This is a genomic window from Kitasatospora sp. NPDC047058 (genome assembly GCF_040643935.1).
GTDB lineage: Bacteria > Actinomycetota > Actinomycetes > Streptomycetales > Streptomycetaceae > Kitasatospora.
Genome location: NZ_JBEYVJ010000183.1, coordinates 1 through 13942, shown reverse-complemented (window position 1 = coordinate 13942; position 13942 = coordinate 1). Strand labels below are relative to the sequence as shown.

General features: G+C 74.5%; 12 protein-coding genes. 9 read left to right on the top strand and 3 right to left on the bottom strand.

The features are described 5' to 3' along the window. Nucleotides 1–129 precede the first annotated feature (129 nt). From ABZ885_RS24470 to ABZ885_RS24450, 5 genes are all read left to right on the top strand, one after another. Nucleotides 130–993, top strand: coding sequence for a class I SAM-dependent methyltransferase (locus tag ABZ885_RS24470; protein ID WP_360192401.1), 864 nt, complete (start codon nt 130–132; stop codon nt 991–993). Between the two features lie 192 nt (nt 994–1185). Further along, the gene (locus ABZ885_RS24465; RefSeq protein ID WP_360192398.1) at nt 1186–1845 is read left to right on the top strand and encodes a DedA family protein; all 660 of its coding nucleotides are present in this window, start codon (nt 1186–1188) and stop codon (nt 1843–1845) included. Between the two features lie 88 nt (nt 1846–1933). Beyond that, nucleotides 1934–2602, top strand: a complete 669-nt coding sequence (locus ABZ885_RS24460) for an O-methyltransferase (RefSeq protein WP_360192395.1) — start codon at nt 1934–1936, stop codon at nt 2600–2602. 141 nt (nt 2603–2743) lie between these two features. Next, entirely contained in the window at nt 2744–3643 is a 900-nt protein-coding gene (locus ABZ885_RS24455; RefSeq protein ID WP_360192392.1) for a Gfo/Idh/MocA family oxidoreductase, read from the top strand. Nucleotides 3644–3714: 71 nt separating this feature from the next. Then, nucleotides 3715–4632, top strand: coding sequence for an ADP-ribosylglycohydrolase family protein (locus tag ABZ885_RS24450; RefSeq protein ID WP_360192389.1), 918 nt, complete (start codon nt 3715–3717; stop codon nt 4630–4632). 36 nt (nt 4633–4668) lie between these two features. Here ABZ885_RS24450 and ABZ885_RS24445 read toward each other — a convergent pair whose 3' ends face one another. Beyond that, complete coding sequence (locus tag ABZ885_RS24445; protein ID WP_360192386.1) at nt 4669–5766, bottom strand: hypothetical protein; 1098 nt, start codon at nt 5764–5766, stop codon at nt 4669–4671. Nucleotides 5767–5951: 185 nt separating this feature from the next. Between ABZ885_RS24445 and ABZ885_RS24440 the strand changes: the two genes are divergently transcribed. Then, a complete protein-coding gene (locus ABZ885_RS24440) occupies nt 5952–8036 on the top strand; it encodes a transglycosylase domain-containing protein (RefSeq protein ID WP_360192383.1) in 2085 nt (694 codons plus the stop codon). 52 nt (nt 8037–8088) lie between these two features. Here the strand turns inward: ABZ885_RS24440 and ABZ885_RS24435 are convergent, their stop codons facing one another. Next, the gene (locus tag ABZ885_RS24435) at nt 8089–9339 is read right to left on the bottom strand and encodes a hypothetical protein (RefSeq protein WP_360192380.1); all 1251 of its coding nucleotides are present in this window, start codon (nt 9337–9339) and stop codon (nt 8089–8091) included. Nucleotides 9340–9619: 280 nt separating this feature from the next. Between ABZ885_RS24435 and ABZ885_RS24430 the strand changes: the two genes are divergently transcribed. The 3 genes from ABZ885_RS24430 (at nt 9620) to ABZ885_RS24420 (ending at nt 13314) form a co-directional block, all read left to right on the top strand. Then, entirely contained in the window at nt 9620–10648 is a 1029-nt protein-coding gene (locus ABZ885_RS24430) for a phosphotransferase family protein (protein WP_360192377.1), read from the top strand. A gap of 3 nt (nt 10649–10651) precedes the next feature. After that, the gene (locus ABZ885_RS24425) at nt 10652–11863 is read left to right on the top strand and encodes an acyl-CoA dehydrogenase family protein (RefSeq protein WP_360192374.1); all 1212 of its coding nucleotides are present in this window, start codon (nt 10652–10654) and stop codon (nt 11861–11863) included. A 152-nt stretch (nt 11864–12015) separates the two neighbouring features. Beyond that, entirely contained in the window at nt 12016–13314 is a 1299-nt protein-coding gene (locus tag ABZ885_RS24420; RefSeq protein ID WP_360192371.1) for an esterase, read from the top strand. Between the two features lie 13 nt (nt 13315–13327). Here ABZ885_RS24420 and ABZ885_RS24415 read toward each other — a convergent pair whose 3' ends face one another. Beyond that, nucleotides 13328–13741, bottom strand: coding sequence for a helix-turn-helix domain-containing protein (locus ABZ885_RS24415; protein ID WP_360192368.1), 414 nt, complete (start codon nt 13739–13741; stop codon nt 13328–13330). Between the last annotated feature and the right edge of the window lie 201 nt (nt 13742–13942).

The window sequence follows — 13942 nt, the reverse complement described above, 5'->3', positions numbered from 1 at the left end:
CGCGCCGCGCCGCCGTGCGCCCGGTCCGTGCGCCCGCGGGTGTCAGAATCGGCGGGTCCATGCCGGAGGCGCAGGCCGGGAGCGCAGGCCGGGAGCGCACGCGCAGGCCAGAGGGAGAGGGAGCACGGGATGAGCAGCGGGGAGCGGCCGGCACTGGGGGCGGTGCCGGAGACGGCGCTGTGGACGCTGTGGCACCGGGCGGTGGAGGCACGCCGGCCGGACGCCGTGCTCCACGACCCCAAGGCCGTCGAACTGGTCGCGCGCATCGACTACCCGTTCGCCGAGCGGTTCGGCGAGGGGGCGCTCGTCGCCCAGATCCAGGCCCTGCGCGCCGCCTGCTTCGACCGCGAGGTGGACGACTTCCTCGCCCGTCACCCGCGCGGCACGGTGGTCTGCCTCGGCGAGGGCCTGGAGACCCAGGCCTGGCGGGTGGACAACGGCCGCGCCCGGTGGCTCTCCGTCGACCTGCCGGAGACCGCCGCCCTGCGCGAGCGCCTGCTGCCGCCGGACGAACGCCACCGCATCCTCCCCTGCTCGGCCACCGACCTGCGCTGGACGGACGAGGTGGACGCGGGCCAGGGGCTGCTGATCAGCGCCCAGGGGCTGCTGATGTACCTGCACCCCGGCGAGGTCCGCGCCCTGATCGCCGCCTGCGCCGAGCGCTTCCCCGGAGCCACCTTCGTGCTCGACGCCGTGCCGCGCTGGTTCAGCGCCCGCGCCGTCCGGGGAAAGCTGCGGAACCGGCACTACCAGGCGCCGCCGATGCCGTTCGGCATGGACGCCGACGAGCGGTCCAAGCTCGCCACCGCCCACCCGGCGGTCACCGACATCCGCGAGGTCTATCCCGAGGGCGGCCGCGGCCTGGTCCGCGCGCTGCTGCCGCTCGCCGCCCCCGTCCGGGGCCGCCCGTCGGTGGTCGCCCTGCGCTTCGCGGAGCGGGCGCAGCGGGCCGGAAGCGTCACGCCGCCGGGACGGACGGTGACCGGCGCCTGAGCAGGAACCACGACGGAGCGTCGCACGTCCTTCCTCCGGGGTGATCGGCCAGGGGGACAGGCCGCCTCGGCACGTTAGGCTGAACCTTCGGGGTGCGGCCTGGGTGCCGCCATCGCATCGACGCCGAGACCGCCGGCCGGGCACCACCGGGTGCCGCCACCGCGGCTCGTCCTGCCACGGAGGTAACCGGCCTTGCACATCGACGCCTGGATCGAGAGCGTCCCGTCGGTCGCGGTGTACGCCCTGGTCGGCCTGATCATCGGGCTGGAGTCGCTGGGCATCCCGCTGCCCGGTGAGATCGCGCTGGTCACGGCCTCGCTGATGGCGGTCAAGGGCAACGTGGACCCGGTCGGGGTCGCGGTGGTCGCGATCCTCGGCGCGATCATCGGCGACTCGATCGGGTACTCGATCGGGCGCAAGGGCGGCAAGCCGCTGTTCGAGAAGCTCGGGCGGAAGTTCCCCAAGCACTTCGGGCCCTCCCACCTGGCCAGCGCCGAGCGCTCGTTCCAGAAGTGGGGGATGTGGGCGGTCTTCTTCGGCCGGTTCGTCGCCCTGCTGCGCATCTTCGCCGGGCCGCTGGCGGGCGCGCTGAAGATGCCGTACTGGAAGTTCCTGATCGCCAACGTGCTGGGCGGCGTGGTCTGGGCCGGCGGTACCACGCTGCTGGTCTACAAGGTGGGCAAGAGCATCGAGCCGTGGCTGTCCCGGTTCTCCTGGGCCGGCCTGGCCGCGGCGGTGCTGATCGGTGCCGGCTCGGCGTGGGTCATGAAGCGCCGGGCGGCCAAGGCGCACGCCGCGATGGAGGCCGAGCAGGCGGCGGCCGCCGCCGCGCCCGCGCCCGTCGCGGACTGACGGCCCGCGGGCGCCGCCCGGGCGTTGTCGGGCCCCCGGAGTAGCATCGGCGGGAACCTGCCGATCATGCACCGCACTGGAGGGCCCGATGACGCAGCCGACGTGGGACGCGGTCGACGCGTACTTCTCCGAGCAGCTGATCGGACATGATCCGGTGCTGGAGGCGGCGGCCGCCGCGGCCGACGCGGCGGGGCTGCCGCACATCGCGGTGGCGCCCAACCAGGGCAAGCTGCTGCACCTGCTGGCCCTCACCGCGGGCGCGCGCCGCATCCTGGAGGTCGGCACGCTCGGCGGCTACAGCGCGATCTGGCTGGGCCGGGCGCTGCCCGCGGACGGCACGCTGATCACGCTGGAGCTGGACCCGGTGCACGCCGAGGTGGCCCGCGGCAACCTCGCCCGGGCCGGACTGCAGCAGGTGGCTGAGGTCCGGGTCGGCCGCGCCGCCGACTCGCTGGCCGCCCTGGTGGCGGACGGCGCCGAGCCCTTCGACCTGGTCTTCATCGACGCGGACAAGCCGGGCAACCCCGAGTACTTCGCCCGCGCGCTGGAGCTGACCCGGCCCGGCTCGCTGATCGTGGTCGACAACGTGGTACGCGGCGGGGCGGTCGCCGACGCCGCCAGCACCGACCCGGTGATCACCGCGACCCGCCGGCTGCACGAGCTGATCGCCGCCGAGCCGCGGGTGACCGCGACGTCGGTGCAGACCGTCGGCAGCAAGGGGTACGACGGGTTCACGCTGGCCCGCGTCCAGGGCTGACCTCCGGGCCGACGGCCCGGGGCGCGGACGTCCGGGGCCGGCGCCCGGGCCTGACAGGAGTGGAATCCGGGCCGGCTGGCCGGGCCGGACGATCCGGCCCCGCACGACGGGCCGGCGCACGAGCGAGGAAGTGGAGACAGCATGCGGATCGGACTGCTGGGTACCGGCCCCTGGGCCGAGCGGGTGCACGCGCCCGTCCTGGCCGAGCACCCCTGCTACGAGTTCGCAGGCGTCTGGGGCCGCCGGCCCGAGGCCGCCGAGGCCCTGGGTGCGGCGCACGGCGTGCCCGGGTACGCGGACCTCGACCGGCTGCTCGCCGAGGTGGACGCCGTCTCGATCGCCCTGCCGCCGGCCGTCCAGGCCGACCTGGCGGTACGCGCCGCCGGGGCCGGCTGCCACCTGCTGCTGGACAAGCCGGTCGCGCTGACCGTCCCGGACGCGCGGCGGGTGCTGGAGGCGACCCTCGCCCACCGCGTCGCCTCGGTGGTCTTCTTCACCGTGCGCTTCGGCGGCGAGCAGCTGCCGTGGATCGAGAAGCAGGCCGCCGTCGGCGGCTGGTTCACCGGCCGCTCGGACTGGCTCGGCTCGGTGTTCGCCCCGGACAGCACCAGCCCCTACGCGGCCTCGCCGTGGCGGCTGGAGAAGGGCGCGCTCTGGGACGTCGGCCCGCACGCGCTCTCCGTCCTGCTGCCCGTCCTCGGCGACGCCACGCTGGTCACCGCCGTGGCCGGCCCGCTGGACACGGTCCACCTGGTGCTGCGGCACGCCGGCGGCGCGTCCAGCACCCTCGCGCTCAGCCTGACCGCGCCGGTCGCCGCCGGCGGCACCGGCATGGAGCTGCGCGGCGAGTCCGGCGTGGTCCACCTCCCCGAGCGCGGCGAGGGTCCGCTCGCCGCCCTCCACCGCGCCCTGGACGCCCTGCACGACTCCGCGGGCACCGGCACCCCCCACCCCTGCGACGCCGCCTTCGGCCTCCGCGTGGTCGAGATCCTGTCCGCCGCCGAACACTCCCTCGCCACCGGCACCCCGACCGAGGTCTGACCCCCCGCCGGGCCCGGGGCCGCCGGTGAATTCGGGTGCGGCGGGCCGGGGGCGGTTGGCAGGATGCGGGGATGATCTCTTCTCTTTCCGCTCGTGACGCGTTGGAGGGCCTGGCTCTCGGGGATGCCTTCGGGGAACGGTGGTTCCCGCTCTTCCGGCCCGCCAAGGTCGCGTTCGCGGAGATCAGGGCGCGGCGGGTGCCGGGCGAGCTGGCGTGGCACTGGACGGACGACACGGCGATGGCGCTGTCGGTGTACCGCGTCCTGACCGCGTACGGGGCGGTGCACCAGGAGGACCTGGCGCTGGCGTTCGGGGTGACGTACCGGGCCGACGCCTACCGCGGGTACGGCTACGGGATGCACGAGCTGCTCCCCAAGCTGGCCGACGAGCCCGCGAGTTGGCGGACGGAGACCCGGGAGCTGTTCGGCGGCGAGGGGAGCCTCGGCAACGGCGCGGCGATGCGGGTGGCGCCGCTGGGCGCCTGGTTCTGCGCGGACCTGGACGAGGTGGCGGAGCAGGCGGCGTTCTCGGCCGAGGTCACCCACGCGCACCCGGAGGGGGTGGCCGGCGCGGTCGCGGTGGCGCTGGCCGCCGCGTTCGCGGCGCGCGGGCGGGACGGGGACGCTCCGGAAGGGGCGGAGCTGCTGGCGGAGGTGGCCGGGCGCACGCCGGCCGGCGAGGTCCGCGAGGGGCTGCACCGGGCGGCCGGGGTGCCCGCCGGGACGGAGCCGTGGCGGGCGGCCGACCTCCTCGGGAACGGGCAGCGGATCAGGGCGGCCGACACCGTGCCGTTCGCGCTCTGGTCCGCCGCCCACCATCTGGGCAGTCTCACCGACGCGCTGTGGACCACCGCCGAGGGCCTGGGGGACGTCGACACCACCTGCGCCGTCACCGGGGGCGTGGTCGCGGCACGCACCGGGCTGGCCGGCGTCCCGGAGCAGTGGCTGGCCCGGCGCGAGGCGCTGCCGTCCTGGGTCGACGAGTCCTGACCGGGTCCGACGGGCCTGACCCTCGCGGGCCGGGGGTCAGGCCTTCGGCGCCGACCCCGGGCGGCGGTCGGCCGGGCGGGCCGGGGGGATGGGCGGGGCATGGAAGTCGCGGGGGCCGGTCCACAGGGACGGCACGGCGTCGCTGCGGCGGGCGAGTTCGTAGGCCAGGGCCTCGTAGTTGACGCGCCAGCCGTGGAAGTGGGGCCAGGCGTCGGCGGTGGCGCGTTCGCGGGGGAACCCGGCGGCGCTGATCATCGCCACCGCCGCGTCGAACTCGGTGTAGCTGAGGCGGATCGGGGTCTCCGGGTCCGGGTCCGGGTCGAAGTCGACGCGCAGCGAGCGGGCGATGTCGCGCAGGGCGGTGAAGCCGGCCCGGAGGACGAGCCGGGCCTCGGGCGGCGCCGTGCGCGGGTTGACGGCGAGCTGGATCGCGGCCGCGTCCATCACGGCGGTCAGGCCTACCACCCAGCTGCGGTTCGGCTGCGGGGAGCGGAAGGACAGCAGGACGGGGTAGTTGGAGTGGCTCTCGCCGATGTCGGCGGCGAGCCGCTCCCAGTCGCGGTAGAGCTGGGGGAGGGCCGTCTCGGTGTCCACGAGGGACTGGCGGGCCAGCAGTTCGGGCCCCCAAGCGGGTTCGCCGGCCCGGGACTGCAGGAGCGTGACCTCCAGCTCGCGGCGGTTGTACGCGCCGTAGAGCGTGGGCAGGTAGGCGATCTGCAGGGCGATCACCAGCGGGCCGCTGGCGGCGGCCATGAAGTCGATGACGGAGAGGTGCAGCCGCTCGCCGCTGGCGAAGCCGAGGGTGAAGAGGCTGGAGCCGGCCTCCCGGAAGGACACCGCCCAGTTCAGCTCCGAGGTGCCGTGCAGCAGCAGCGTGTACGCGACCAGCATGGCGCCGAGCCACACCCCGAGCATGCCGAGCAGGATCAGCGGGGCGAGCCACGTCTGCACCCGGTCCTGTGCGCGGTAGCCGCCGAAGGGCGTCGCCGACCACCGCAGCAGGGTGCGCAGGGCCCGCCAGAGCCGGTGCACCAGGGCGGAGTAGAGGCCGCGCGGGACGACCAGGGTGCGCAGGATGCTGCCGACGGTGAGCAGCAGGAGCAGCACGCCGACCAGGGTGTGGATCAACCTCATGGCGCCATTCTGGCGGTCGGCGGCCCGGGCCGTGGGGCGGGGCGGCCTCCGCGGCGGGCGCGGCGGCAGGCCGTGACGCGCGGTGTGACCATGATCACACCGCTTCCGGGCCCACCTGGTTCGTGTCCGACCACATCTCTATCGGGTGGAGAGGTGCGTACGGCGAGCGGATCGGAGACCGGAGAGTGCGTGCACAGTCGAGCGGCGGGGACGACGTCGGTGGCGACGTCGGGGCCGGTGGCGGAGCCGGGGAAGTCGCCGGGGAGGCGGCCGGGGCGGAGCGGGAGGGCGTCGGGGCGGTGGCACGCCGGCGATGGCGTCCGTTGCGGCGGATCGACTACCCGCGGGCCGGGCGGCGCGGGGTCCGGCGCTGGCTGCCGTCCTGGCGGCAGCTGCTGGGGGCGGCGGTGGCGGGCGTGGCGGCGCTGACGGGGCTGGCGGCGTGGTTCTTCGCGACCACCGCCGTCCCGGCGGACCTGAACGCCTTCGCGACGCAGCAGAACAACGTCTACCTCTGGGCGGACGGCACCGAGATGGCGCGGGTCGGCGAGACCAACCGGCAGGAGGTGCCGCTGGACCGGGTGCCGGAGCCGGTGCGCCGGGCGGTGCTGGCCGCCGAGAACGAGTCCTTCTACTCGGACGCGGGGATATCCGTCACGGGCATCGGCCGCGCGCTCTGGAAGACGGTCTCGGGCGGCGACACCCAGGGCGGCTCGACCATCACCCAGCAGTACGTCAAGAACACCTACCTGAACCAGCGCCGGGACGTGTCCCGCAAGCTCACCGAGGCCGTCATCGCGATCAAGCTGGACCACCGGATGAGCAAGGACGACATCCTCGCCGGCTACCTGAACACCAGTTGGTTCGGCCGCGGCAGCTACGGCATCGAACGCGCCGCGGCGGCGTACTACGGCAAGGACGTCTCGCAGCTCGACCCGAGTGAGGGGGCCTTCCTGGCCGCCCTGTTGAAGGGGGCCGGCCAGTACGACCCGGCGCTCGGTGCGGAGAACCGCAAGCGGGCCGAGGAGCGGTGGTCCTGGATCCTCGACCGGATGGTGGAGACCGGCAGGCTCTCCGCGGCCGAGCGCGCGCGGTACACGGTGTTCCCCGAGCCGAAGGCGCCGCCGAAGTCCGCCGGCCTGGGCGGCCAGGCCGGCTACCTGGTGGACCTGGCCAGGTCCTACGTGGAGAGCCACAGCGACATCACACCGGCCCGGTTCGACCTCGGCGGTCTCCGGATCCGCACCACCTTCGAGAAGCCGAAGGTGGACGCCCTGGCCGCCGCGGTGCAGGAGGCCGCCCGGGGGATCGACCCCGGCAGCCGCGAGGCCGACCGCTTCCTGAAGGTCGGCGCCGCCTCCGTCGCCCTGGACGGGCGGATCGTCGCGCTCTACGGCGGCCCCGACTACCTGAGGCAGGGCTTCGACAACGCCAACACCTCGACGGTGCCCGTCGGTTCGGCCTTCACCCCGGTGGTGTACGCGGCCGGGCTCGGCGAGGGCGTGCAGCGCCGACGGGACGGCGCCCGGACCGCGGTGGGGCCCGCTACCACGTACGACGGGAACGACGGGGTGAACGTGATGACCCCGGAGGGGCCGTACTGGGGGCGCGACGGGAAGATCGTGAAGACCGCCAACGACGGCAGGCGCAGCTGGGGCCCGGTGAGCCTGCGCAGCGCCGTGGAGCAGTCCGTCAACGGGCCGATGATGCAGCTCGGCCTGGACGTCGGCCTGGAACGGGTGCGGAGGACCGCCGCCGACCTGGGACTGCTCCCGGACAGCCTGGGCGATCTCGTGCCCGCCTTCGGGGTCGGCAACTCCACGCCGAGCGCGATCAGGACGGCCGGCGCGTACACCGCCTTCGCCGGGGGCGGCCGCCGTACGGAGCCCTACTCGGTGTCCGCGGTGACCGGCAACGGCGAGCCGGTCGCCCTGCGGCTGCCGGCCGCCGTCCAGGCGCTGACGCCGGCGGTCGCCGGGGAGGTGGACGCGGCGCTCAAGGGCGCGGTCCGGCAGGGGAGCGGCACGTGGGCCGCCGAGGCCGGGCCGGGCCTGGCCGCCAAGCCCGGGACGACCGCGGACCGCACGGCGGGGTGGTCGGTCGGCTACGACGGGCAGGCGGCCACGGCGGTCACCGTCTTCCGCGCCGACCTGAAGGACATGAAGCTGCTCCCGCTGGACGGGCTGGGCGGAGCGGCGCCGGACACCCCGGACTCGGCGCTGCCGAGCCGGATCTGGACGTCGTACATGAAGGCCGCGGGCGGCAGGTAGGGCGGGGTGGGCCGTCGCGGGGCCCGTGGTGTCGCGGGCCCCGCGGAACGGCCTACCTCACCAGGCGCGACCAGTCGGCGGGCTGGCCGGGGTCCAGCCGGCGGAGCCTGTCCAGGACCTGGGGGTCCTGGGCGTCCAGCCAGTCGGCGACCTGGCGGAAGGAGACGCAGCGGACCTCCTCGCGCTTGCAGACGCTCTTCATCACGTCCTCGACGGCCTGCATGTAGATGCCGCCGTTCCAGTCCTCGAAGTGGTTGCCGATGAAGAGCGGGGCCCGGCTGCCGTTGTAGACGCGCTCGAAGCCGGCCAGGTAGCTCTCCCGGGTCTCCTTCTCCCAGGCGTCGTACTTCCTGGGGTCGCCCTTCATGCTCTCGCCGGACTGGCCGGCCAGGAAGTTGAAGTCCATCGAGAGGCCCTGGGAGCCCTTGGCGGGGAAGGGCATCATCTGCAGCGGGAAGTTCCAGACGCCCTGCTTCTTGACGGGCCAGACCTGGAACTCGCCGGGGGAGCTGGCGTCGTAGCGGAAACCCTTCGCCTTCTCGGCCGGGAGCAGGTTCTTCTGGCCCTCCAGGCAGGGGGCGCGGCCGCCGACCAGCTCCTTGGTGTAGTCGAAGGGGAGGGGCGGCACGTCCGTGAAGCCGGTGTTGGTCCGCCAGGTGGTGACGAAGGAGACCGCCTGGTCGAGCTCGCTCGTCCACTCCTCCGTGGACCAGTCGCCTCCGCCGCCGGGCTGGGGGCCGCAGAAGTGCCCGTTGAAGTGGGTGCCGATCTCGTTGCCGTCCAGCCAGGCCAGGCGGAGCTGCTCCAGGGTGTCCTTGATGTGGGGGTCGGTCGCGAAGTCGATGGAGGTGACGCCCTGGCCGTGCTGGGGCGGGTGGTAGAGGGAGCGTTTGGACTTGGGGAGGGTGTAGATGCCGCTCAGGAAGAACGTCATCCGGGCGTTGTTCTCCACGCCGAGCCTGCGGAAGCGGGAGAAGAGGTGGTCGTCGCCCTCGAGGGCCCCGTCCCAGGAGAAGACGACGAACTGCGGTGGCTTCTCCCCGGGCTTGAGCCTCTCCGGGGTCGGCTGTTGGGGCTGCGGGCCGGTGTAGGAGGTGGAGCCGTCACCGAGGACCTCGACCTGGCCGTCCCAGGCGGGGGTCGGGGTGGGCGCGGGAGCCGCGGCGGGGGTGTCGGCGGGGGGCGTGGGAGAGGCGCCGGCGGTGGTGGGTCTGGTCCCGGTGCCGGAACATCCTGAGGTCAGGACGAGGGTCGAGACGACCCCCACCGCCAGCAGACCGGTCGTGCCGCGGGCAAATCGCACGGTGCCTCCGTACTTCGTCGTACAGTTCGAACAGGAACTCTTTGATCGATGCCCGTGGGGCCGGAGAAGGTTGTCGCGCCGGTGGGGAACCGGGACAAGTGGAGGGCGCCGCGCCGCTTCTGAGGCTCCGTCGGAAGGATGCGGCGGCGGCCGGGGGCGGGGAGGCGCGGCGGATCCGGCCTGAGGGGCATGGCCGGGCCCGGGGGTCGTGGCATTGACAGGGGGCCCCGGTGGCTGAATGCTAAGCAAGCGCTTAGTCAGTCGACCCAGGAGCTGCCCGATGCCCGAGACCCCCGTCGACCCGCCCGGCCTGGACCTGGCGCGCCTCCGCTCCCACCTGGACCGTGAGCTGCCCGGGACCGTCCTGGGCCCGCTGCGGGCGGAGCTCATCGAAGGGGGGCGCTCCAACCTCACCTACGTCCTCTCCGACGGCGCCTCCCGCTGGGTCCTCCGCCGCCCGCCCCTCGGGCACGTCCTCGCCACCGCCCACGACATGGGCCGCGAGTACCGGGTGATGTCGGCCCTCCGCGACACCGGCGTGCCCGTCCCCCGCACGCTGCTGCTCGACTCCGGCGAGGACGTGCTCGGCGCCCCCTGGTACCTGATGGAGCACGTCGCCGGCACCGCCCACCGCGACGCCGCCCCGCTCGCCGCCCTCGGCGAGCAGCGGGTCCACGCCCTCGGCCGCCGCCTCGTCGACACCCTCGCCACCCTGCACCGGGTCGACCCGGCCGCCGTCGGCCTCGCCGACTTCGGGCACCCCGACGGCTACCTGGAGCGCCAGCTGCGGCGCTGGTCCCAGCAGCTCGCCGCCTCCCGCAGCCGTGAGCTCCCCGAGGTCGACCGGCTGCACGCGCTGCTCGCCGAGCGGCTGCCCGTCTCCCCGGCGCCCGCCCTCGTCCACGGCGACTACCGCCTGGACAACGTCCTCGTCGACGACACCGACGCGATCACCGCCGTCCTGGACTGGGAGATGTCCACCCTCGGCGACCCGCTCACCGACATCGGCCTGCTCGTGATGTACACCGAACTCGCCGGCGTCGGCGGCGGCATCATCCCCTCCGCCATGACCGCCCCCGGCTTCCCCGGGGCCGACGAGATCGTCGCGTACTACGCCGAGCTGACCGGCCGGCAGGCGGCCGACCTCGACTGGTACGTGGCCTTCGCGTCCTTCAAGCTCGCCGCCGTCGCCGAGGGCATTCACTTCCGCTTCCAGCAGGGCCGCACCCTGGGCACCGGTTTCGAGCACGCGGGCGAGATGGCCCCGGTCCTCGCCCGGCACGGCCTGAGCACCCTCAAGGAGAACTGACCGATGGACTTCGCCTACGACGCCCGGACGAACGAACTCCGAGAGCAGCTCCTCGCCTTCATGGACGAGCACGTCCACCCCGCCGAGCCCGTCCTGGCCGCCCAGCTCGCCGACCCGGCCCGTGAGCCCTGGGCCGTGCCGGCGGTCGTCGCCGACCTCCAGGCCGAGGCGCGCAAGCAGAACCTCTGGAATTTGTTCCTGCCCGGTGAGCTCGGCGCCGGCCTCACCAACCTGCAGTACGCCCCGCTCGCCGAGATCACCGGACGCAGCCCGCAGCTCGCGCCCGTCGCGCTCAACTGCGCGGCCCCCGACACCGGGAACATGGAACTGCTCGCCCAGTTCGGCTCCGCCGAGCAGCGCGAACGGTGGCTGCGGCCCCTGCTCGACGCGGAGATCCGGTCCGCCTTCGCGATGACCGAGCCCGACGTCGCCTCCTCCGACGCGACCAACGTCGAGACCCGGATCGAGCGCGACGGCGACACGTACCTCGTCACCGGCCGCAAGTGGTACATCACCGGGGCGATGAACCCGCAGTGCCGGATCCTCATCGTGATGGGCAAGACCGACCCCGGCGCCGAGCCGCACCGGCAGCAGAGCATGATCCTCGTCCCGCGCGACACCCCCGGCGTCACCGTCCGGCGCGGCATGAAGGCCTTCGGCTACGACGACGCCGACCACGGCGGCCACGCCGAGGTCCACTTCGACGGCGTCCGCGTCCCCGCCGCCAACCTGATCGGCGAGGAGGGCGCCGGCTTCGCCATCGCGCAGGCCCGGCTCGGACCCGGCCGGATCCACCACTGCATGCGGGCCATCGGCATGGCCGAACGCGCCGTCGAGCTGATGTGCCGGCGGACGCTGGACCGGGTCGCCTTCGGCCGGCCGCTCGCCGAGCAGGGCGTGGTGCAGGACTGGATCGCCGAATCCCGGGTCCGGATCGAGCAGTTGCGGCTGCTGGTGCTGAAGACCGCCTGGCTGATGGACACCGTCGGCAACCGCGGCGCGCACACCGAGATCCAGGCCATCAAGATCGCCACCCCGCGCACCGTCGAGTGGATCCTCGACAAGGCCGTCCAGGCCCACGGCGCGGCCGGCGTCAGCCAGGACACCCCGCTCGCCCAGCTCTGGGCCGGCAACCGCACCCTCCGGCTCGCCGACGGGCCGGACGAGGTGCACAAGCGCTCGCTGGCCCGGCGCGAGCTGAGGAAGCACCGCTGAGGGCCCTGCCCCCCACCCGTGTCATACCCGGGTAGCACCCGGCGGGTTGGCACCGCGGTATGACGCCTGCGCACCACCCCGGCCCGTACTGTCCGGGTACGGGCCGGCCGGTGGGCGGCGGGCGATCAGCACGGGGAGCAGGGAACATGCGCATGCGCGGACAGGGACGCACGGTCCGGACGGGTGCCGCCGCGGTACTGGCGACGACGGCGATCGCGACGACGGCCCTGCTGGGGGCCGCGGCCGCACCGGCGGCGGCGTCCGCGCCACCCGCCGCGGCACCGCGGCAGGCCCAGGCCGCCCTGCCGCAGCCCACCGGACCGTACGCCGTCGGCACCACCGCGCTGCGGCTCACCGACCGGGGCCGGCCGGACCCGTGGAAGCCCGGCCGGGTCCGCGAGCTGATGGTCAGCTTCTGGTACCCGGCCACCCGCCCCGCGTACGGCGCCGAGCGGGCCCGCTACATGGAGCCCGCCGCGGGCGCGCACTTCGGCGGTCCGGACGGCGCCGGCGTGTTCAACTACCGTACGGAGCCCGGCCGGACGGACTGGTCCGGGGTCCGCACGCACGCCCTCCGGGACGCGCCCGCGCTGCCCGCCGCCGGACCGCGCCCGGTGGTGCTCTACTCCGCCGGGCTCGGCGACCCGCGCACCTGGGGCACCGGCCTGGCCGAGGACCTCGCCTCCCGCGGCTACGTGGTGGTCACCGTCGACCACCCGTACGACGCCTCCGAGGTGGTGTTCCCGGACGGCACCCGGGCCGACTCCGTCCTGCCCGGCATGGCCGGCCCCGGCCTGGACGTGGGCGCCCTGCTGCGCAAGGTGATGCAGACCCGGGTCGACGACACCCGCTTCGTGCTGGACGAACTCGCCGCGCTGCGCACCGACGGACGGCTGCCGGCCGCCCTCGCCGCCTCGCTCGACCTCGACCGGATCGGGATGGCCGGCCACTCGGCCGGCGGCCTCACCGCCGCCCAGACCATGCACGACGACCCCCGGATCAAGGCCGGCGTCAACCTGGACGGCCAGATGCACTTCCCCGGCCCGGACGGCCGCGACGGCGTCTTCCTGAGCAGCGTCGCCCAGGACGGCCTGGACCGCCCGTTCCTGCTGATGGGCACCGAGAGCGAGGACTCCGGCGACTACCACCACCAGCCCGGCTGGGACGCCTTCTGGCAGCACACCCGGGGCTGGAAGGCCGACGTCACCCTGACCGGCTCCCGGCACGCCTCGTACACCGACGCGCAGTCCCTGCTGCCCCAGCTCGCCCGCCAGGGGGCGGTCTCCCCGGAGACGGCGCGCGAGGAGCTCGGCCCGGTCGCCCCCGGGCGCGCGGTGCTCGCCACCCGCGCCTACGTCGCCTCGTTCTTCGACCGCTGGCTGCGCGGGCACGACGACCACCTGCTGGACGGCCCCTCGCCGCGCTTCCCGGAGATGCGGTTCGAGCAGTGAGTCGGCCGGAGCCCTACCGGATCTCCGAGCCCGGGTTGGCGGCGTCCCAGTCCCGCCGGGAGCCGGCGATCGTGTCGTGGTGCTCGTACGACCAGTCCGCCATCGCCCGGATCAGGTGGGTCAGGCTGTGGCCGAGCGGCGTCAGCTCGTAGTCCACCTGCGGCGGGACGGTCGGGTGCACGGTCCGCGACACCATGCCGTCCCGCTCCAGCCGGCGCACCGTCAGCGTCAGCATCCGCTGCGAGATCCCCGGCACGGCGCGCTGCAGCTCGCGGAACCGCCGCACCCCTTGGGCGAGTTCGACCACCACCAGGACGGACCACTTGTCGCCGAGCCGGTCCAGCAGGTCGCGGATCCCGCAGTCCACGCCGTCCTCGCACCAGACCACCGGCCGGGGGGTGGTTACCGCGGTGTGCCCCACTGACATGGAAGTGCCTCCTTACGCCGACCGCCCAGGCTACCGAGGATGGTGGCCGAGCGGGGCGCGGCAGGGGCCGGCCCCCGAACCCCCGTGGAGGAACCCATGCTTCTCGTCACCGGCGTCACCGGCGGCCTCGGCACCCTGGTGCTGGAGCGGCTCGCCGCGAAGGCCGCCGCGGAGCCCGGCGCGGAGCCCGGCGCGAGGGCC